27 protein-coding genes and 2 pseudogenes are annotated in these 19,035 nt (G+C 46.1%); 27 read left to right on the plus strand and 2 right to left on the minus strand.

The genetic code is table 11. The annotated features are described in order from the left end of the window. From DXB92_RS13710 to DXB92_RS09055, 4 genes and pseudogenes are all read left to right on the plus strand, one after another. A partial coding sequence (locus tag DXB92_RS13710) for a hypothetical protein (RefSeq protein ID WP_207658593.1) occupies positions 1 to 345 on the plus strand: 345 nt, incomplete at its 5' end. A 308-nt stretch (positions 346 to 653) separates the two neighbouring features. Beyond that, entirely contained in the window at positions 654 to 878 is a 225-nt protein-coding gene (locus DXB92_RS09045) for a hypothetical protein (RefSeq protein ID WP_117733680.1), read from the plus strand. 256 nt (positions 879 to 1,134) lie between these two features. Continuing rightward, positions 1,135 to 1,677: pseudogene (locus tag DXB92_RS09050) on the plus strand (terminase large subunit); the annotation flags it as partial. 162 nt (positions 1,678 to 1,839) lie between these two features. Next, positions 1,840 to 2,661: a hypothetical protein gene (locus DXB92_RS09055; RefSeq protein WP_117733630.1), complete on the plus strand. Its 822-nt coding sequence runs from the start codon at positions 1,840 to 1,842 to the stop codon at positions 2,659 to 2,661. Positions 2,662 to 2,683: 22 nt separating this feature from the next. Here DXB92_RS09055 and DXB92_RS14285 read toward each other — a convergent pair whose 3' ends face one another. After that, on the minus strand, positions 2,684 to 2,809 hold the full coding sequence (locus DXB92_RS14285; RefSeq protein ID WP_276713537.1) for a hypothetical protein: 126 nt from the start codon (positions 2,807 to 2,809) through the stop codon (positions 2,684 to 2,686). 99 nt (positions 2,810 to 2,908) lie between these two features. On the opposite strand from DXB92_RS14285, the gene DXB92_RS14150 reads away from it, so the two are divergent. From DXB92_RS14150 to DXB92_RS09085, 6 genes are read left to right on the plus strand one after another with little or no spacing between them, the layout of a single operon-like run. Beyond that, positions 2,909 to 3,214 (plus strand): hypothetical protein, encoded by a 306-nt coding sequence (locus DXB92_RS14150; RefSeq protein ID WP_242986637.1) that lies wholly within the window; start codon positions 2,909 to 2,911, stop codon positions 3,212 to 3,214. After that, complete coding sequence (locus tag DXB92_RS09065; protein WP_117733632.1) at positions 3,207 to 4,106, plus strand: ATP-binding protein; 900 nt, start codon at positions 3,207 to 3,209, stop codon at positions 4,104 to 4,106. Before DXB92_RS14150 ends, DXB92_RS09065 begins: the two co-directional genes overlap by 8 nt. Then, a complete protein-coding gene (locus tag DXB92_RS09070) occupies positions 4,084 to 4,371 on the plus strand; it encodes a hypothetical protein (RefSeq protein WP_147330044.1) in 288 nt (95 codons plus the stop codon). Before DXB92_RS09065 ends, DXB92_RS09070 begins: the two co-directional genes overlap by 23 nt. A gap of 14 nt (positions 4,372 to 4,385) precedes the next feature. After that, positions 4,386 to 4,763 carry a hypothetical protein gene (locus DXB92_RS09075; RefSeq protein WP_117733634.1) on the plus strand — a complete coding sequence of 126 codons (378 nt, stop codon included), beginning with the start codon at positions 4,386 to 4,388 and terminating at the stop codon, positions 4,761 to 4,763. Then, positions 4,747 to 4,983, plus strand: coding sequence for a hypothetical protein (locus DXB92_RS09080; RefSeq protein ID WP_117733635.1), 237 nt, complete (start codon positions 4,747 to 4,749; stop codon positions 4,981 to 4,983). The genes DXB92_RS09075 and DXB92_RS09080 overlap by 17 nt, the downstream gene beginning before the upstream one ends. Beyond that, positions 4,973 to 5,335, plus strand: coding sequence for a hypothetical protein (locus DXB92_RS09085; RefSeq protein ID WP_117733636.1), 363 nt, complete (start codon positions 4,973 to 4,975; stop codon positions 5,333 to 5,335). The genes DXB92_RS09080 and DXB92_RS09085 overlap by 11 nt, the downstream gene beginning before the upstream one ends. A gap of 67 nt (positions 5,336 to 5,402) precedes the next feature. On the opposite strand, the gene DXB92_RS09090 is transcribed toward DXB92_RS09085, so the two are convergent. After that, positions 5,403 to 6,440, minus strand: coding sequence for a PDDEXK nuclease domain-containing protein (locus DXB92_RS09090; RefSeq protein ID WP_117733637.1), 1,038 nt, complete (start codon positions 6,438 to 6,440; stop codon positions 5,403 to 5,405). Between the two features lie 265 nt (positions 6,441 to 6,705). On the opposite strand from DXB92_RS09090, the gene DXB92_RS09095 reads away from it, so the two are divergent. The 17 genes and pseudogenes from DXB92_RS09095 to DXB92_RS14330 form a co-directional block, all read left to right on the plus strand. After that, positions 6,706 to 6,951: a hypothetical protein gene (locus DXB92_RS09095; protein ID WP_117733638.1), complete on the plus strand. Its 246-nt coding sequence runs from the start codon at positions 6,706 to 6,708 to the stop codon at positions 6,949 to 6,951. Then, positions 6,948 to 7,415 (plus strand): PcfB family protein, encoded by a 468-nt coding sequence (locus DXB92_RS09100; protein WP_117733639.1) that lies wholly within the window; start codon positions 6,948 to 6,950, stop codon positions 7,413 to 7,415. Before DXB92_RS09095 ends, DXB92_RS09100 begins: the two co-directional genes overlap by 4 nt. A gap of 10 nt (positions 7,416 to 7,425) precedes the next feature. After that, positions 7,426 to 9,342, plus strand: coding sequence for a VirD4-like conjugal transfer protein, CD1115 family (locus tag DXB92_RS09105; RefSeq protein WP_117733640.1), 1,917 nt, complete (start codon positions 7,426 to 7,428; stop codon positions 9,340 to 9,342). A gap of 98 nt (positions 9,343 to 9,440) precedes the next feature. Further along, positions 9,441 to 9,767 carry a Maff2 family mobile element protein gene (locus DXB92_RS09110; RefSeq protein ID WP_117733641.1) on the plus strand — a complete coding sequence of 109 codons (327 nt, stop codon included), beginning with the start codon at positions 9,441 to 9,443 and terminating at the stop codon, positions 9,765 to 9,767. 245 nt (positions 9,768 to 10,012) lie between these two features. After that, positions 10,013 to 10,525 carry an RNA polymerase sigma factor gene (locus DXB92_RS09115; protein ID WP_003533443.1) on the plus strand — a complete coding sequence of 171 codons (513 nt, stop codon included), beginning with the start codon at positions 10,013 to 10,015 and terminating at the stop codon, positions 10,523 to 10,525. Continuing rightward, positions 10,518 to 11,222, plus strand: coding sequence for a zf-HC2 domain-containing protein (locus tag DXB92_RS09120; protein ID WP_117733681.1), 705 nt, complete (start codon positions 10,518 to 10,520; stop codon positions 11,220 to 11,222). The genes DXB92_RS09115 and DXB92_RS09120 overlap by 8 nt, the downstream gene beginning before the upstream one ends. A 116-nt stretch (positions 11,223 to 11,338) precedes the next feature. Beyond that, entirely contained in the window at positions 11,339 to 11,839 is a 501-nt protein-coding gene (locus tag DXB92_RS09125; RefSeq protein ID WP_004853592.1) for a sigma factor-like helix-turn-helix DNA-binding protein, read from the plus strand. Then, a complete protein-coding gene (locus tag DXB92_RS09130) occupies positions 11,817 to 12,014 on the plus strand; it encodes a helix-turn-helix domain-containing protein (RefSeq protein ID WP_005921293.1) in 198 nt (65 codons plus the stop codon). Before DXB92_RS09125 ends, DXB92_RS09130 begins: the two co-directional genes overlap by 23 nt. A gap of 42 nt (positions 12,015 to 12,056) precedes the next feature. Next, a complete protein-coding gene (locus DXB92_RS09135) occupies positions 12,057 to 12,482 on the plus strand; it encodes a hypothetical protein (protein ID WP_005921288.1) in 426 nt (141 codons plus the stop codon). Between the two features lie 439 nt (positions 12,483 to 12,921). Continuing rightward, positions 12,922 to 13,320, plus strand: coding sequence for a plasmid mobilization relaxosome protein MobC (gene mobC / locus DXB92_RS09145; RefSeq protein WP_181977006.1), 399 nt, complete (start codon positions 12,922 to 12,924; stop codon positions 13,318 to 13,320). Continuing rightward, on the plus strand, positions 13,292 to 14,911 hold the full coding sequence (locus DXB92_RS09150; protein ID WP_181977007.1) for a relaxase/mobilization nuclease domain-containing protein: 1,620 nt from the start codon (positions 13,292 to 13,294) through the stop codon (positions 14,909 to 14,911). Before mobC ends, DXB92_RS09150 begins: the two co-directional genes overlap by 29 nt. 174 nt (positions 14,912 to 15,085) lie before the next feature. Next, entirely contained in the window at positions 15,086 to 15,280 is a 195-nt protein-coding gene (locus tag DXB92_RS14155; RefSeq protein ID WP_006573562.1) for a hypothetical protein, read from the plus strand. Continuing rightward, on the plus strand, positions 15,270 to 16,010 hold the full coding sequence (locus DXB92_RS09160; protein WP_117733642.1) for a phage replisome organizer N-terminal domain-containing protein: 741 nt from the start codon (positions 15,270 to 15,272) through the stop codon (positions 16,008 to 16,010). Before DXB92_RS14155 ends, DXB92_RS09160 begins: the two co-directional genes overlap by 11 nt. After that, positions 16,007 to 16,846, plus strand: a complete 840-nt coding sequence (locus DXB92_RS09165) for an ATP-binding protein (RefSeq protein WP_117528307.1) — start codon at positions 16,007 to 16,009, stop codon at positions 16,844 to 16,846. The genes DXB92_RS09160 and DXB92_RS09165 overlap by 4 nt, the downstream gene beginning before the upstream one ends. A 12-nt stretch (positions 16,847 to 16,858) precedes the next feature. Continuing rightward, positions 16,859 to 17,050: a transposon-encoded TnpW family protein gene (locus DXB92_RS09170; protein ID WP_005946147.1), complete on the plus strand. Its 192-nt coding sequence runs from the start codon at positions 16,859 to 16,861 to the stop codon at positions 17,048 to 17,050. Between the two features lie 134 nt (positions 17,051 to 17,184). Beyond that, positions 17,185 to 18,792, plus strand: coding sequence for a recombinase family protein (locus tag DXB92_RS09175; protein ID WP_117530277.1), 1,608 nt, complete (start codon positions 17,185 to 17,187; stop codon positions 18,790 to 18,792). A gap of 87 nt (positions 18,793 to 18,879) precedes the next feature. Beyond that, a pseudogene (locus DXB92_RS14330) lies at positions 18,880 to 18,984 on the plus strand (Maff2 family protein); the annotation flags it as partial. Positions 18,985 to 19,035: the final 51 nt, after the last annotated feature.

Here is a 19,035-nt window from a genome sequence, read left to right on the forward strand (position 1 = left end):
GCAAACAGAACGGACTGGAACGAAAGAACCGAAATCACAAAGGCGGTCATCACCTGGTTCGATGCGGACTACGAATACGAACTGGAGATTGAAAACGAGGACAGGATGGACAACGAGGAGTTCACCGCATGGGTTGAGGAAAACGCAGAAAACCTTGCAAAGGCAGATGCCGAGGAAAACGGAACGGCCTTTGAGGAAATCGACAGCATTGACTTTACGGAAAAGGAAATCGATGACGATGCCCTTTTCGATGAGGAGTACGAAAACGCCTGCGAATTTGAATGGGTGACTCCCCACGGGGTGGGGAGATGTCCCGAAGGGACAGAGGGGACGGGCACCTGTTAGGTGTGCCAGACCGGACAGTAATCCAAAACCATAACCCAAGACCACAGCCCCGAAAGGGGCTGTGGCTCGTACAGCCTCCGTGTTGCCTTGTCCGGCGTGGTTTTGTTTCCTCCGAGTGCTTTTCCCCTTCCCACAAATGCCCCACACAGGGCAACGTGGGGCTTGCTTTTTTGGTTGGTATCATACACAATTTTCTGCTTTCATCTTTGTGCAGAATATGCCGGAAATTTCGTTGACTTCTCCTTTGGTTTATGGTAATATACATCATGCCGAATGGCAAAAAGCAACGAAAACTGGAGGAAAAAACAATGTGGACAGAAGGAACGATTCGGGTTGGAGCAAGCGTATTTCACTACTGGGTGAAACACTATGAGGAGCCTTCCATTTACGGCTACGAGGAAGGCAGAGCCTCGAAAATCTCCCTGCGGCGGAATGGCAAAACGGTGTTCAATTTCGACCGGGGCATGGATATTCCGCCGGAGGATGAGGAAACCAAAACTGCACTGGCGATTTTGCTGAAACAGTACAACTGATTCTTCTAAAACCAAATACCACAAGCCGGAGCCGAAAGGCTCTGGCGGTCGTACACCTGATTTTGATTCGTGTATGATACACAAGAAACCACAGAAATTTCGATGCTTTTTCTGTATGTTTAGCGGCTTGCAATCCTTGAATTTGTATGGTAACATGGTTACAATGGGAATAGAATCTCGATTAAAAAACAGCCCCATGAGGGCGTTAAAATAAATGGTGCAGACTTGCTTTTTGGCAGGTCTTTTTTGTTTGGAGGTGAGAACGGTGGCAAGATTTAAACCGACCCGTTTTATGGCGGAGGATTCCAAGTATAACAAAAAGGCGGCTGATTATGCTGTTTCTTTTATTGAATGCCTCAGCCACACCAAAGGCACCTGGGCAGGAAAGAAATTCGAACTGCTGGACTGGCAGGAACAAATTATCCGTGACCTGTTCGGCATTCTGAAACCGAATGGCTATAGGCAATTCAACACGGCTTACATTGAGATTCCGAAGAAAAATGGCAAATCAGAGCTTGCTGCTGCCGTTGCTCTGCTATTAACTTGCGGTGACGGTGAAGAACGTGCCGAAGTTTACGGCTGTGCTGCCGACCGCCAACAGGCTGCCATTGTTTTTGATGTAGCTGCCGACATGGTGCGAATGTGCCCTGCCCTTTCCAAACGAGTGAAGATCCTGACATCACAAAAGCGTATCGTGTACATCCCGACCAACAGCTTCTATCAGGTGCTTTCTGCTGAAGCCTACTCCAAGCACGGTTTCAACATTCACGGGGTTGTGTTTGATGAACTACATACGCAGTCGTACCCAACTAAGGGAACCACATTGTTTATAATTTATTTACATTCAAAAATTAAGACAAACAGACAGGCTTAAATTTGCAAAGAAAATTGAATAGATAACGAAAAGCGTTCTTCATATATCAGTGAGGAACGCTTTTTTACTTTATTCGGAGGTTTTATCATGGCAAAGGAATCAAATTCATCGGTTGTGAGGGTGCATAAGAATACTGATTTCACGATCATGAGCAATCATCATTTGAGAAATCAGAAACTCACCCTGAAAGCTGTCGGGCTGATGTCAAAAATATTGGGACTGCCTGACGGCTGGAATTATTCCGTTGCAGGACTTGTGAAAATTTGCAGAGAGGGTGAAACAGCCGTCAGGGCTGCTCTGCATGAATTGATTGACGAACAATACGTTTATGTCGAGAAACTTCCTCCCAACCATACCAAAAGTGGAAGATTCGAATACGTCTATCACATCTATGAAATTCCATACGAGAATATGCCTGATGGTCTGGAATGTCCGGAACTGTTCCTCAAAAAGCAATCTGAAATAAATCAAAATGCAGATGTCCCAAATACAGAAAAACAAGATGCAGAAAACCTACATCTTGAAATTCAAAGTATAGAAAACCAGGGACAATTAAATACTTACATATCAAGTATGAAAGAATCAAATATGAAAGAATTAAATGGAACGGCTTCTGCTTCGCCGAAGAAAAAGACGGATAAGAAGAAATATGCAGAAGCTGTCACCATGACGGAAGAAGAATATCAGAAGCTGTCGGAACAGCATTCCAAGGCATTCGTAGATAAGTGCATTGAGATTCTCAACAACTACAAGCTTTCCAGCGGAAAACGATACAAGTCAGATTATCACACCATTCTAAACTGGGTCATCGAAAGAGTTTCCAAGGATTATCCTCAGCTGGACAAACCACCTGCACAAAGTTCGGCTTACGATGTCAACGTCAATCCATTTGACCAGTTTGTGAGGTGAGAAAATGTTTGTCAATACGGAATTACTGGAGCTTATCCGCTTGAAAAATCCCCTTTCTTCTGTTATCGGGAAATACGAAGCGATAACAGATGATTGCTGTAAATGCCCATTCTGTCACAGCAAAACCAATTCTCTGAATCTTTTCCATGATGAGATCTACACCTGTTTTCACTGCGGTGAAAGCGGTGATGTATTTGGATTTGTCAGCAAAATTGAAAATCTTTCGTTTGCGGAAACAGCTCGGAAAATGGCAAAATTATCGGGAATTTATACACTGGAAGAATTGAAACAGAAGAATATTTTCCGCTTTTGGGACAGATTTCTGATTCTGTGCGAGCATTATCACATTGCAGCAGACAGCATATTGCAGGAATATTCGTCTGAATTGACGAGGGAATATCTTCTCCGTCTGAAATACAGCAAAGTGGAGCCGGATACCGCTCCGCTGGAAAACATCATGCAGATGAAATACGGCATATCGAAAGAATTTTGGAACGCTGCTCCTGAACATATCATGGAATATCTGACAGCAGAAAGGAACCACAATGAATGATACATTGAAAAATATTTTTCAGACACTCTCTGAAAATGCAGAGGAAAACTTCATCAAGAACAAAAACGCAGAGGACTATCTTGCGGAGGACGGTCTCTGGCACTGCGGAAAATGCGGTACGGCAAAGCAATTCCGACTGCCTGAGCGGTTTTTGAAAATGGGTATGCCTGAAATTGTTGGCTGCTGCTGTGCCTGCCAGTCTGCAAAAGAAAAACGGGAGAATGCAAAACAACGGCTTGCATCTGTCATCAGACAAAACAAGGAAATCGCCAATATTCCCGAACATTATCTGTCAGCTGATATAGCAATGGTGGAATCTCCTGAAGCTAAAAGAATCGGTATGAACTATATCAAAAACTTCGAGAAACTGGGCAGGATCGGACTTCTCCTCTATGGTGACGTGGGAACGGGTAAAACCTATCTGGCAGCCTACATTGCAAATGCTCTGCTGAATCAGGGCGTAAGCGTAAAATGGCTGACTACCATGCAAATTGTGGAACGCAGCTGTTTCTACAGCGAATCAGAATATGCTGAGTATACCCGAAGCATTACTGCTCCCGACTTGCTGATCATTGATGATCTGGGAGCAGAACGTGGCACAGATTTTGCATTGGAACGTGTTCACAGTCTTGTGGATACTCGCATCTCAGCCAACAAACCGATGATCGTAACCACCAATATCGACATTACGGATATGGGCAATTGTGCTGATCTGAAAAAGAAACGCACATTTGACCGCATTATGCCTGCAACATTTGCCTTTGCTATGAAAGGGACTTCCTATCGCATGAAGCAGGCACAGAAAAGCTACGAAACACTCAAAGATCTGCTCTTGAGTGAAGAAACAATTGGAAAGGACAGAAACACAAATGAGAATGATCAAAACTTATGAGGGCATGACAATGAACTGCGATGTGATTGCAACAATTCAGTCGGTTTTCATGAATATCGCTACCGGCAGCATCAGCGAAATGATCGATGACAGCTTCGATCCGGATACCCTGGAATTTACTGTGACTGCATTTACTACACTTGGAGATGAGATAGTCCTTGCAGTTTATGCGACCGAAGAAGAACGTGACTATGCCAGATACAAGCTGGAAAACTGGCTTGTTTACGATGTTGGCAGCTATTACACCATGACAGAAAGAAAATAACGGAGGTTTTTACTATGGAAAAAATGATCGTAACAGAGTACAGCAGACCGATTATGCTGAACAAGGTCAAGAAGTTTGTACAGAGAACGATGTACCTTGCAGAGAACAAAGTGATCCCCTATGCAGTCTTTGCACTACTCGACAGCGGCGAAATGGTGAACATCGGCAATTTTAACGATGCAGACACCGCAGAGATCATCCGAATCATTCTGGACATTTTCGCAGAGGACAAGAAAGCGGTGTTCGATGTCAATCTTGAAGTTTTCGGAATCCGAAATTTCCTTGAAATGCTTCGATATGTGTCAGCCGACAGCGATTATGTCTATCGAATTATGATAAACGAATTGAAACAGCAGCTGAAAAGCGGTGAACTGGATGTCAGCTTTTCTTGACGGCTACATACAGCTTGCTCATGCCATTGTTGCTGTGGCAGCAGAAAGCTACAAATATACGCTCTTAGCTGTCAAAAATCATACCAGAAGCGATTCTGTTTTCAGGCGAAAAGAGGAACTGGAAAGCTTTTTTCTGTCGGAGTGGTTTGCACTGCTGTCCGGACTTGACGGAAGATATTTTATACAGAAAATGCAGGAGGTATACTATTTTGACAGGTAAAGAGTTTTTATGGCAGTACATTATGATTGATCGGAAGATCAGGAGCGTGAAGCTTCAGTTGGATAGTATGACAGAGGTTGCGAAAGAAAACGCAATGAGCAGTGTCTTTCAGAATGAAATCACTGATTTGAAGAATGAACTGAAAAATCTGATTTTGGAATCTGCCGCTGTCAAAAGGTGTATTCTTGATCGAATTCAGATGATTGAAAATGACGAACGCAGACAAATTCTAATCAAACGCTATTTAGACAATAAAACAGTTGTAACGATTTCCAAAGAGATGTTCATGACTTATCAGGGTATTTATTATCACCTTGAAATTGGAGAAAAAGAGATCGAAAAACTCATATAAAACAGCAGCTATAAGTCGAAAAGCACTCTCACTTTACAAAAGTGGGAGTGCTTGTTCTATATAGATATTATCTTTGCTCCAGCTGTTCCTTAGCGTTTTCAATAGCAATTGCCAATTTTTCTTCCAGTAATTTTTTCGGCGGCATTTTTGTCAGGTATTGTGCAACGTGAATGCTTCCCTTATCTAATTCCATCAGTTCTACTGTTTCCTGTGATTTTTCTGCACAAAGAATCAAAGCAATCGGATCATCTTCTCCCTCGCACATCTCATTCTTTTTCAGCCATCGCAGATACAGCTCTACCTGCCCTTTGTGTTCAGGTTCAAACGCACCAAGTTTCAATTCAATAAGAACAAGTCGTCTGAGCGAACGATGATAGAAAAGCAAGTCCATGTAGTAATCTTTTCCGTCCAGAACGAAATGTTTCTGTCTTGCCATAAAAGCAAAATCACTGCCCATTTCAAGTATAAATCGTTCAAGTTCAGACAAAATCGCATTTTCCAAATCTTTTTCGCTGTATGTATCTTTCAGTCCGAGAAAATCAAGCACATAAGGATCACGGTAAAATAAATCCAATGACATCTTATCTTTTTCCATAAGAAGTGCAATATCATTTTTAATCGTTTCATCAGGCTTTTTGGAAATAGCCGTGCGTTCATAAAGCATAGAGTTTTTACGTTCTCTCAGTACACGAACACTCCAATTTTCTGATTTGCACATAGCAGCGTAAAAATCTCTTTTTAATTCATCTTCGATTGGAAGCAAAACTACAAAATGAGACCAAGTCAATTGTTGTGACAGTGTCGCAACTTTTTCTTTATCAGGAAACTCTTGATAAAACTGCACCATTCTGAAAATTGCTGTTCGGTCAAATCCTTTTCCATAATTTTGAGACAGTTGTTTTGCCACTTCATTTATAATATTTTTCCCGTACTCTGCTTTATGATTCTGCAAAATATCCTTACAAATAGTTTCGCCGATCTCCCAATAGAGAAAGACAATGGCTGAATTGACAGCACGTGAAACAGTATATTTTTTTGCGGTTATGAGATTTGATATTTTGGAATAGAGATCAGCAGACTCTGCGTATTTCATCAACTCGCTCATAAAAATTCCTTTCTTAAAAAGTTGTGACAGTGTCGCAACTTTATTTTTTTGATATGATGACTGTCTGTATTATACCATAAATCATCTGAAAATTCAATATAAAAACTGTTTTCGGTTGTCAAAAGTAAGCTTTTTTCTTTACTGAAAATCACTTAAAAAAGCTGCATACAACTTTAACAAGCTGAAAAACACTTGAAAATACTTGAGAGATTTAAGCTTTTCATTTTGCTAAACTGAAAATAGTAAGCGGGAAAGGAGTGAGCGTATGACCTTATCAATTATCTCGCAGGACGGAACTGCATTCAACTACTCTAATGCCGTTTCGTGTGTCACTTGTGGTGAGTACGATGACGGAAGCGGATACGGCTTCATGGTCTATCTGAAAGGCGATATGGAAAACGGTATTGTGGTTGCAGAATATGACGATGCAGAAACGTTCCATGCTGTTAAGAATGATTTTTCCAGATGGCTTCGTGAAAACATCGACGCAGTGTTTGCATTTCCGGCATGAGTACAGACTTTGAAAAAGGCTTGCGAAAAACCATAGATCTGTCGGTCAGGAGCAGAGAATTTACGGTCGATACTTTGAAATCTGCCATGCAGGATTTTCTTTCCGGAAAGTCGCAGAGAAAAGGCAGAGTTTCCATGAAAAAGCTATCGGAGCATTCCGGCAAGCTGGAAAACGTGGAGATCAAAGGCATTGCGGACTTTCTGAGCGTGGCAAAGAAATATGACATTGACTATGCCGTCAAGAAAGAACCGGAAAGCGATACCTATCATGTTTTCTTTCAGGCGGGCAAAATGGAAGATTTCAAGAGGGCTTTTCAGGAATTTGCCAGCAAAAAACAAGAGGAACTTCTCAATCCCCGTGCTGAAATTACCCGACAACAGATCAAAGATATGGCAAAGCAGGTTTCTCATGAGCCAAAGAAGAAAGAAAAAGTCCGTGAGAAGTCTAAAGAAATGACGCATTAAGGTGATTGGAATGGATTCACGAAAGATAAAAAAATTTGTCCTCAATAACCTTGCCTATGTCATTTTCGGTTATGCAGGCAATATCATCTGTTTTGCGTTCCGGACAGCTGATGGAAAAAACGCTTCTGAAAAGATACTCCCTGCCCTGAACAATCTCGGCACGGCTTTTGCACATGTCATTCCGTCATTTCACCCGATTGATTTACTTATTGGAATTGCTGTTGGCGTTGCTATGAAATTTGTGATGAAAATGAGAGCCGCCAATAAAAAGAAGTTCCGGCAAGGAACAGAATACGGCTCTGCCGTATGGGGTACGGAAAAGGACATTGAACCATATATGGACTTCAAAGAGAAAGACAACAACGTCATTCTCACACAGACAGAGGGCTTGACCATGGGAAAGCCATCTCACCCGAAGTACGCCAGAAACAAGAATATTCTGGTGATCGGCGGTTCCGGGTCCGGTAAAACGAGATTTTTCGTAAAGCCAAATCTCATGCAGATGCACTCCTCATATATCGTAACCGACCCGAAAGGCACGGTTTTGATTGAATGCGGTAAAATGCTGGAACGTGGCAGACCGTACAAGGACGAAAAAGGCAATCTATCCTATCAGCCGTACCGAATCAAGGTGTTCAATACCATTGATTTCGGCAAGTCCATGCACTACAATCCCTTTGCCTATATCTCCAAAAAGAACAGAGAAAAGGATATTCTGAAATTTGTGGACGTTCTCATTAGGAATACGCAGAGTTCTCAGCAAAACGGCGGCGATGACTTCTGGGTAAAGGCAGAAAAGCTGCTTTACACTGCATATATCGCTATGATCTTTACGATCAATCCGCCGGAAGAACAGAACTTTGAAACGCTGATTGAAATGATCAATTCTTCGGAATGCCGTGAGGATGATGAAACATTTCAGAATGCGATCGACCGACTGTTTGCATTTATTGAATGCTGGATCAACGATGATTTTCCCAATGATATGGAAATCAGCAATGAATTTCAGGAAATGAAAGCAAATCAGCCGAATGAGGAACAGAAACGACTGGGGGCATTCGCCTGCAAGCAATATCACGCTTACAAACTTGCCGCAGGAAAAACTGCAAAGTCGATCCTTATTTCCTGTTCTACACGCTTAGCACCTTTTGCCATTGATGAAGTCTTAGAAATCACAAGCTATGACGAACTTGGTCTGGACAAGCTGGGCGATGAACTGTCTGCACTCTTTGTTATCATCTCGGATACCGATGCAACATTCAATTTTCTGGTTGCGATCATGTACTCGCAGTTATTCAATCTTTTATGCACAAAAGCGGACAATTCAGAGGGCGGCAAGCTGAACTACCATGTTCGCTGCTTGCTCGATGAATTTGCGAATATCGGCGAAATACCGCAGTTTGAAAAGCTGATTGCAACGATCCGAAGCCGTGAGATCTCTGCAAGCATCATCTTGCAGGCAAAATCTCAGCTGAAGGCAATTTACAAGGACAATGCGGATACCATTGAGGGCAACTGCGATACTACTCTGTTTCTCGGCGGTAAAGAAAAATCCACTCTCAAGGAAATCTCGGAATCGCTTGGAAAAGAAACCATTGACAGTTTTAACACCTCCAACACGAGAGGTCAGTCTGAAAGCTATGGGCTGAATTATCAGAAACTTGGCAAGGAATTAAAATCGCAGGACGAATTAGCCGTCATGGACGGCGGCAAATGTATCTTACAGCTGAGAGGTGTTCGTCCGTTCTTCTCAGATAAGTTTGATATTACAAAACATAAGCACTATCACCTTTTGCTGGACGATAATCCGAAAGCGAAATTTGACATTGCAGCCTTTGTCAGAAAACGGGAAAAACGTTATCTGACACTGAAAAGCACCACAAAGGTAGATTTGTACAAAACGGACGAAAACGAAAATCTTGCCTGAAAGCAGCGAATACCGAAGAAAACCAACAACATCAACAGAGCTTTTTGATTCCTGTTTTCAGCAACAGATAAATGCTTATACAGAATGGAGAAATTACAATGGAAAATGTAAATGTTATGACAGCAGTTTCTGATACTGCGGTCGAAAACACAAAGCCAAAGCACAAGTGGCTCACCAAAGGAAGCCGCTTCGCAAAGAAAGCAATCCTCACTGCAACGGTAATGTCCTCTATGGCGGCGATGTGTACCACACAGGCTTTTGCTGCTACCGGTGAAGTAGATACTTCTTCTTTCATCAGTACGGCTTGTACCGTACTGAAATCCGTGATCTGCCTGATCGGTGCAGGTGTCGGTGTATGGGGCGTTGTAAACCTCCTCGAAGGTTACGGTAACGATAACCCAGGTGCGAATGCTCATGTACGGTAGAGAAGCACAAAGCAAAACAAGGATAGCCAGCCCTGCCACTATTCCGAAGTCAGGGGAACGCAATAGAAAAATTCATAGCTGTATGCTATACTTAATTAGCATTTGAACATATCAAGCTGACACAGCAATCTCTTTACTTGCCGTTAATGCGCGTCTACCAATAGTCCGCACAAAGCAAGAGTAGCGTAAAGGTATAAAAATTTCAAACTTCTTTGTAACGAAATTCCGATTTCTCCGTCTAACCTATGAAGCTGAAGGAGGTGATGACAAGTATGGACTATGAAAAGCTCTATAAAGCCTACTATTTACAGGTATACTCGTATACTATTTCTCTTGCCAAAAATCGTGAGATAGCAGAGGAAATCACGCAGAACACATTCTATAAGGCTGTTTCTACAACATCACAATTCAAAGGTAAGTCAGATGAATTGACATGGCTCTGCTCCATAGCAAAAAACCTTTACCATGATGAAATGCGAAGCCGTCAGCGAGTAGCTGATGTGAGTGAAATCAATGACTTGCCATCAAATGAAAATGTTGAGAACTCAGTTGCAGATTCTGACATGGCGTTCCGCATACACCTCGTTCTTCACCGTTTGGAAGAACCATACAAAGAAGTCTTTCAGCTTCGCGTATTCGGGGAACTATCTTTTTCACAAATCGCTGCAATTTTTGGAAAAACAGAATCATGGGCGAGAGTTACTTATCATCGTGCAAAGCTAAAAATTCAAGAAAGGATGGATGAAAAGCATGAGTAAACAATGCGATATTGTTCGAGATATTTTTCCGCTGTATGTTGACGGTGCTTGCAGCGAAGCAAGCGCAGAGATGGTAAAAGAGCATTTGAACGCCTGTGCTGACTGTAACGCAATTTATCAGAAATTGCTTTCTCACACGAGCGAAGATGTTCTTCACGAAGAAAGCGAAAGCGTTATTATGCGCCATGAGGCAAAAGAAAAGCAGAGAGGCAGAAAAAAGATAACGATTGCTGTTCTCGTTTCCATCGCTCTTTGTATCATTGCAATTTTTACAGCTCTCTTTCTGTTACCTATAAACATTGCTTATGAGCCTGTCAAAATCGACTTCCCATTTGAGGTTGAAGATGTCGAAAACGTTGAAATGTACCACTATGACGGAGTGCCTGCATCAGCAGAAAAGAAAGTAGTTGTTGCTGAAAATGATATAAAGACCCTGTATGATAAGTTCAAGGGCTTATCCCTAAAAGACAAAACGACTGAGGAAACTGCCGGAGCAGATGTGACCAGCTTTAGATTTAACCTCTCAGATGGAACAAGCTACGATTTGATTTACGCCTGCTATGGGGTTAAAAACGGCGAGTTGAAGTCAGCAGCAGGCGGTTTTAAGTATTTCACAAGTGCGGATATCGGCTCTTATTGGAACAATTTGAATACGGAACTTGAGGCAATTCCTATCAATGAGAGTGAATTGCCGTGAGCAGATAGCAAACCCAGCCGAGCCTGTCAACGGTCAAGATGAACGGCGCAAATGCGCCGCCGTTGACAGCCCCGCCCGTCTTTGCTGTTCGGTAATCAAGAGGGCGACAGCACAAGATGCTGCCGCCCTCTGCCATTATTCAGAAAGGGGGATTTTCCATGACCGAACACGAAAAGTATCAAGAACATATCCGGCATACACACGATGCCTTTTGCAAGACTGTTATTCGCCACGCTGCCATAGACGCAGCCCGGAGCATACGGAGCCGCCGCAAGCGGGAAATCTCGCTTGAATATCTGATAGAAGAAAAACACTATCCATTCAGTACCACAGATAAATACTTTGCGGAGCAATCCGGCATGACCAGCTATCCGCTTTTCGTCTGTGGTCAGATGGTGCTTTTGGAAAGTCCAGAGCTTGCCGCAGCCCTGTCCGCACTATCACAGATGGAACAGGAAATCATTTTCTTGTACTACTTCCAACGATTGACGCATAGGGAGATTGGACGGAGATATGGACGGGCTGGCAACACAACCGGGCGGCGTATTCAGATGATTTTACGGCGGCTACGGGCAGAGTTGGAGGGTTTGTCCTATGAGCCAGCTACTTCCCTATGAGACAATCGTTAAGGCAAGCGAGGGCGACCCGGAAGCTGTTGCCGCCGTCCTATCCCATTATGCGGGATATGTCCGCTCTTGTGCGAAAATGGACGGACAGATTAACACGGATATGCAGGAGCATATCGTCAGGCAACTGATAGAAAGCCTGTTGAAGTTCCGCTTTGACCGCTAAACAGAAAAGTTGTATAATTAGAGCCTGACAAATTAAACTTCAATGAGGGTAGAGCAAATGGAACAGATTATCAATTATAGAGACATACCCACAGATAAAAGGATTGACATATTAAATGCTCTTGAGCGAATAGGTTTTTTTCCGGCATACGGCGGCGTGAGAACAATGCAGCAAATTATGGAAAAGTCAGTTCCAGGTTCAGGCCCACAATTCTATTTCGTTTTCCGTGAAAATGAGTTGATAGGGTACAATTTTCTCATTGGGGACACTAAGAAATATAAAGCGTTCCCATGGCTTGCTATTAGCAATATGGATGAGCAGAAGTTGACTGTTTGTGAAGAACTGATGAAAATACAAATTGCCTTTTTTGAAGAACTCGGAATGCAAAAGATAGCAGATCATTGCGTTAGGATTATGGAAGATTACAGAAAAGGAATTGGAAAGCGGAAAGAAAGCGATTGCAGATAAATTCCATTTGAAAAACGGCTGACAATTTAATACCGCCGCCCATCACAGCGGCAGATAAGCAGTAAATCTTGAAAAGGTTTACTGCTTTTTTTGCGCCCATTTTCAAAAATCTTTGGCAAACCACACCGCCGGATTGTTGTAGGGAGCAGACAGGGAAAATAAAAAAATTTTCGCTGCGTTTGCCAAAACGCCCCCTTTTCACCGTTGTAGTGGTGAACAGCGGGCAGAACACGCCGCCGCAATCGCTATATTGGTGGAGCAAGCCAGTATATCCGCAAACCAGAGCCGCCGAGGAAAGCGGTAGTTTTTTAGAGCAAGATTCTACCACGGTGCCAAAATCCGCATATCTGCGGTTTTGCCCCTTTGGTAAATCTTGTTGGGGAGTGCCTTCCCCAAACCCTGCTCATGCGCCCTGTCGGGCGAGAAAGGAGGTCAACGCTTGAAGAAAAAATACAACACACCCCACCGCTACCATGTGGTCAAAACCCGCATGACCGAGGAAGAATACGCCGACTTTACCGAGCGGCTGAAACACTATGACATGAGCCAAGCCGAATTTATCCGGCAAGCCATTACACGGGCGACCATTCGCCCCATCGTTACCGTTTCCCCGGTCAATGATGAACTGTTGTCCGCCGTTGGCAGGCTGACCGCCGAATACGGAAAAATCGGTGGCAACCTCAATCAGATTGCCCGCGCCCTCAACGAGTACGGCACACCATACAACGCCCTGTCCGTTGAAGTCCGCGCCGCCATTTCTGACCTTGCTGCCTTGAAGTTTGAAGTCCTGCGAAAGGTAGGTGACGCTGTTGGCAACATTCAAACATATCAGCTCTAAAAATGCGGATTATGGCGCAGCCGAGCAGTACCTCACCTTTGAACATGACGAGTTTACCATGAAGCCCACCCTTGATGAAAACGGGCGGCTCATGCTCAGGGAGGACTATCGAATAGCCACGCTGAACTGCGGCGACGAGGATTTTGCCGTTGCCTGTATGCGCTCCAATCTCCGCTATGGGAAGAACCAGAAGCGGGAAGATGTAAAAAGCCACCACTACATTATCAGCTTTGACCCACGGGACGCGGTGGACAACGGTTTGACCGTAGACCGGGCGCAGGCGTTGGGCGAGGAATTTTGCCGGAAGCAGTTTCCCGGACACCAAGCCATTGTCTGCACCCACCCGGACGGACACAACCACAGCGGCAATATCCATGTGCATATCGTTATCAATTCTCTGCGGATAGAGGAAGTTCCGTTCCTGCCTTACATGGACAGACCGGCAGACACCCGCACCGGGTGCAAACACCGCTGCACAGACGCGGCGATGGAATACTTCAAAGCCGAAGTCATGGAGCTGTGCCACCGGGAAAATCTCTATCAAATCGACCTTTTGCATGGCAGCAAAAACCGCATTACCGAGCGTGAGTATTGGGCGCAGCGGAAAGGGCAGGCAAAGCTGGACAAGGAAGCTGCCGCCTTGCCAGCCGAGGAGCAGCCAGCCAAGCCCACGAAGTTTGAAACAGACAAGGAAAAATTGCGGCAGACCATACGCACCGCGCTGTCCTCTGCCGCAAGCTATGGCGAGTTCGCCGCCGTTCTCTTGCAACAGGGCGTGACTGTCAAGGAGAGCCGAGGGCGGCTATCCTACCTCACGCCGGACAGGACAAAGCCCATTACCGCCCGCAAGCTGGGAGATGATTTTGACCGCGCTGCCGTTCTTGCCCTTTTGGAACAGAACGCCCACAGAGCCGCCGAGCAGACCGCAACCGTACCCGAATACCCCCGCAACATAAGGGAGCGTTTGCAGGGCAAAAAAGCTGTCCAAACCACCCCGGAAAAGGACGGTATTCAGCGCATGGTTGACCGGGCAGCGAAGCGAGCGGAGGGAAAGGGCGCGGGCTATGATTGCTGGGCGGCAGTCCACAATCTGAAACAAATGGCGGCTACCGTTGCCGCCTACGGGCAGTACGGCTATTCGCCGGAGGAGCTGGACGCAGCCCTTGTATCCGCCAATGCGGATTTACAGGACAGCACCGCCAAGCTGAAAGCCCTGGACGCTGCTATCCGGGAGAAAAAGGAGCTTCAGACACAGGTGCTTGCCTATGCCAAGACCAAGCCTGCCCGTGACGGTCTGAAAGCGCAGAAAACGGAAAAAGCCCGCAGCGCCTACCGGGAACGGCACGAAAGCGATTTTATCATAGCGGACGCAGCCACCCGTTATTTTCGGGCGCATGGCGTTTCCAAGCTGCCAAGCCATAATGCCCTGCAAGCGGAAATCGAGCGGCTTACCGCCGAAAAGAACGCCCATTACAACGAATACCGGGAGAAAAAAGCCCGTGTCAAGGAGCTGCATACCGTGAAAAGCAATCTTTCTCAAATCCTGCAAGGCGAGAAAGACAGAGAGAAAAAGCACGAACATGAGCGTTAAAAACCGCCCCGAAACGATATCAAAACGGGGATATGCCCTGCACCCTATCCGCAATACTGCCCACCTTTGAAACGGGGCGCACAGCGCAGGAAATCCCCGAAAATGACACCGAGAAACTACATTTTTACCGACCTATCCGCTTATACCAGCGGAAACGGCAGAAAGGAGCGAGAAATGCCACGCATGAGCAAAAAGCGGCGGTTGGAATGGAGCTTTTTCCTCAACCACCGAAACCGTATTACCTACAATGACCTTTGCCGGGGCTGCACACACGGCTGCAAGCAGAGCTTCCGGGCGATTATCGTCCTCTGCCCCCGGTATTTCTCTAAGAGATGGAAACACAGGGAGGACACCGCCAATGGCAGATAACCGCAAATATTACTACCTCAAACTGAAAGAAAACTTCTTCGACAGCGATTCCATTGTGCTGTTGGAGGACATGAAAGACGGGATTTTGTATTCCAATATCCTCTTGAAGCTGTACTTAAAATCGCTGAAAAATGGCGGCAGATTGCAGCTTGACGAGCATATCCCCTATACCGCCCAGATGATAGCCACGCTGACCCGTCACCAAATCGGGACGGTGGAACGGGCATTAGCCATCTTCCAGCAGTTAGGGCTTGTGGAGCAGCTTGACTGCGGGCTGCTTTATATGACCGACATCGAGCTGATGATCGGTCAATCCTCTACCGAAGCGGAACGGAAACGCGCCGCAAGGCTTGAAAATAAGGCACTTTTGCCGCCGCGGACAAATGGCGGACATTTGTCCGACATTCGTCCACCAGAGATAGAGATAAAGAAAGAGATAGATATAGAGTTAGAAAAAGAGGGAGAGTTAAAGGGACAAGCCATCGCCCGCAGCTATGGCAGATATGAGAATGTATTTCTGACTGATACGGAGCTTTCCGAACTGCAAGCGGAGCTGCCCGAAAAATGGGCGTACTACATTGAGCGGCTTTCCGGCTATATCGCGTCCACGGGCAAGAAATATAAAAACCACGCCGCCACTATCCGCAGATGGGCGGCAGACGATACCGCAAAGGCTGCCCCGAAACAGGGCATACCCGAATACACCTGCAAGGAGGGCGAGAGCTTATGAGTAATCTGTTTACAGAACGAGTTTTGAATATGGCGGCTGTTACCCCACAGCCGGAGGACTACACGGGCGAGGACGGACTGCTTTACTGCGGCAAGTGTCACACTCCGAAAGAAGCCTACTTTCCGGAAAAGCAAGCCGCCCTGTTTGGGCGTGACCGCCACCCGGCAGAATGTGACTGCCAGAAAGCCCAGCGTTTGGAGCGTGAAGCCGCCGAACAGCGCAGAAAGCACCTTGACACCGTGGAGGACTTGAAACGCCGGGGATTTACCAATCCTACCATGCAGGAATGGACTTTCGCCAACGACAACGGGAAATGCCCGCAAATGGAGATTGCACATTTCTATGTGGAGCATTGGGAAACCATGCGCGAGGAAAATATCGGCTATCTGCTATGGGGCAAGGTCGGCACAGGAAAAAGTTATTTTGCCGGGTGTATCGCTAATGCCCTCATGGAGCAGGAAGTCGCTGTCCGCATGACGAACTTCTCTGCGATTTTGAATGACCTGACCGCCAGTTTTGAGGGGCGCAACGAGTATATCGAGCGTCTTTGCCGCTTTCCTCTGCTTATCATTGATGATTTTGGAATGGAGCGCGGCACAGAGTACGGTTTAGAACAGGTCTACAATGTGATTGACAGCCGCTACCGCAGCCGCAAGCCCTTAATCGTTACCACCAATCTGACATTGGACAGCCTGCAAAATCCGCTGGACACCGCCCATGCCCGGATTTATGACCGCCTTTTGGAAATGTGCGCCCCTATCCTCTTTACGGGAGAGAACTTCCGCCGTGAAACGGCGCAAGCCAAGCTGAACAGACTAAAAGAATTGATGAAATGAAAGGAGTTGCCTATGGCAGAGAACAAGCAGAACACCACCCCGGAACGCCGCCCGGACTGCGTGACAGAGATCCGCATGGGCAACACCGTCCTTGTCGTTTCCGGCTTTTTCAAAAAAGATACCACCGACACCGCAGCCGATAAGATGATGAAAGTGCTGGAGGCGGAAGCCGCCGCAGGACACAAAGCCCAGCTTTCGCCCTAACGCTACAAGCCGCACAGAAAAATCGTCATTTTACCGGGCGGTAAAGAAGCAGAAGCCGCTATACAGACAGCCGCCCCATGTGGTATAATCGAAATACGGAATAGTGGGGCTGGCTGTCGGAAACGGAGGATTTTATGTTAAGACAGACCACCCAGAAAATCACCGCCCTTTATCCAAGACTATCCCATGAGGACGAGCTGCAAGGCGAAAGTAATTCCATTTCCAACCAGAAGCGTATCCTTGAAACCTACGCAAAGCAGAACGGCTTTTCCAATCTGCGCTGGTACACGGACGATGGCTATTCTGGTGCGAACTTCCAAAGACCGGGCTTTCAATCCATGCTTGCGGACATTGAAGCCGGGAAAGTGGCTACCGTTATCGTAAAGGATATGTCACGGTTAGGGCGAAACTACCTGCAGGTGGGAATGTATACCGAGATGATTTTCCCACAAAAAGGCGTCCGCTTTATCGCCATCAACGATGGAGTAGACAGCGCACAGGGCGACAATGATTTTGCCCCTCTGCGGAACATTTTCAACGAATGGCTGGTGAGAGATACGAGTAAGAAAATCAAAGCTGTAAAACGGTCAAAAGGCATGAGCGGCAAGCCTGTTACGAGCAAACCCGTGTACGGCTACCTCATGGACGAGGACGAAAACTTCATCATTGACGAGGAAGCCGCACCCGTGGTCAAGCAGATATACCGTCTGTGCCTTGCCGGGAACGGTCCGACCAAGATAGCCCGTATGCTGACCGAGCAGGAAATCCCAACGCCGGGAACGCTGGAATACCGCAGGACGGGCAGCACACGCCGCTATCACCCCGGCTATGAGTGCAAATGGGCGACAAATACCGTGGTGCATATCCTTGAAAACCGGGAGTACATGGGCTGTTTGGTGAACTTCAAGACGGAGAAACCGTCCTACAAGACCAAGCACAGCATAGAAAATCCCATTGAGAAACAGGCAATTTTCGAGAACCACCATGAGCCTATCATCGACACCCAGACATGGGAGCGTGTGCAGGAATTACGCAAACAGCGCAAGCGACCGAACCGCTATGATGAAGTGGGCTTGTTCTCTGGTATGCTCTTTTGCGCGGACTGCGGCAGCGTCATGTATCAGCAGCGTTACCAGACCGATAAGCGGAAACAGGACTGCTATATCTGCGGGAACTACAAGAAGCGCACCCATGACTGCACCGCACATTTTATCCGCACCGACCTTTTGACTGCGGGCGTTCTCTCCAATCTACGGAAAGTGACGAACTATGCGGCAAAGCATGAAGCCCGGTTTATGAAGCTGCTGATCGAGCAGAACGAGGACGGCGGCAAACGCCGGAACGCCGCCAAGAAAAAGGAACTGGAAGCTGCCGAAAAGCGTATCGGTGAACTTTCCGCTATTTTCAAGCGGCTGTATGAGGACAGCGTAAGCGGTCGCATTTCTGACGAGCGTTTCACGGAGCTTTCGGCAGACTATGAAGCCGAACAGCAGGAATTGAAAGAGCGTGTTGCCAGAATACAGGCGGAGCTTTCCAAAGCACAGGACGCTACCGTAAACGCAGAAAAGTTTATGAACATTGTCCGCAAGCACATGAACTTTGAAGAACTGACCCACACCCTCTTGCGTGAGTTTGTAGAGAAAATCGTTGTGCATGAGTGCAGCTACGATGAAAACGGCACACGCAGACAGGATATTGAGATTTACTATTCTTTCGTCGGCAAAGTGGACTTGCCCGAATGACCGCCCGCCCTATCCGATATCAAAGGCAAGTATCGGATAGGAAAGGCAAAATTTTTTACACTTCTATTACTTCTTTATCACACATAAGCAAAATCCCAGGGCATGAAACAGCTCATGGCTGGTCTTGGACTGATTCTCCTTGCAATCGTCCTCGTTCCGGTTCTTGAAGGCATGATGACAGGTGCCGTTTAATCTGACCGAATTTTTTAACGGCTGCGTGGCGGGTGGTATGTGGGCAGCCGG

The sequence above is a fragment of the Ruminococcus sp. OM06-36AC genome (assembly GCF_003438725.1).
Taxonomy (GTDB): domain Bacteria; phylum Bacillota; class Clostridia; order Oscillospirales; family Ruminococcaceae; genus Ruminococcus_C; species Ruminococcus_C callidus.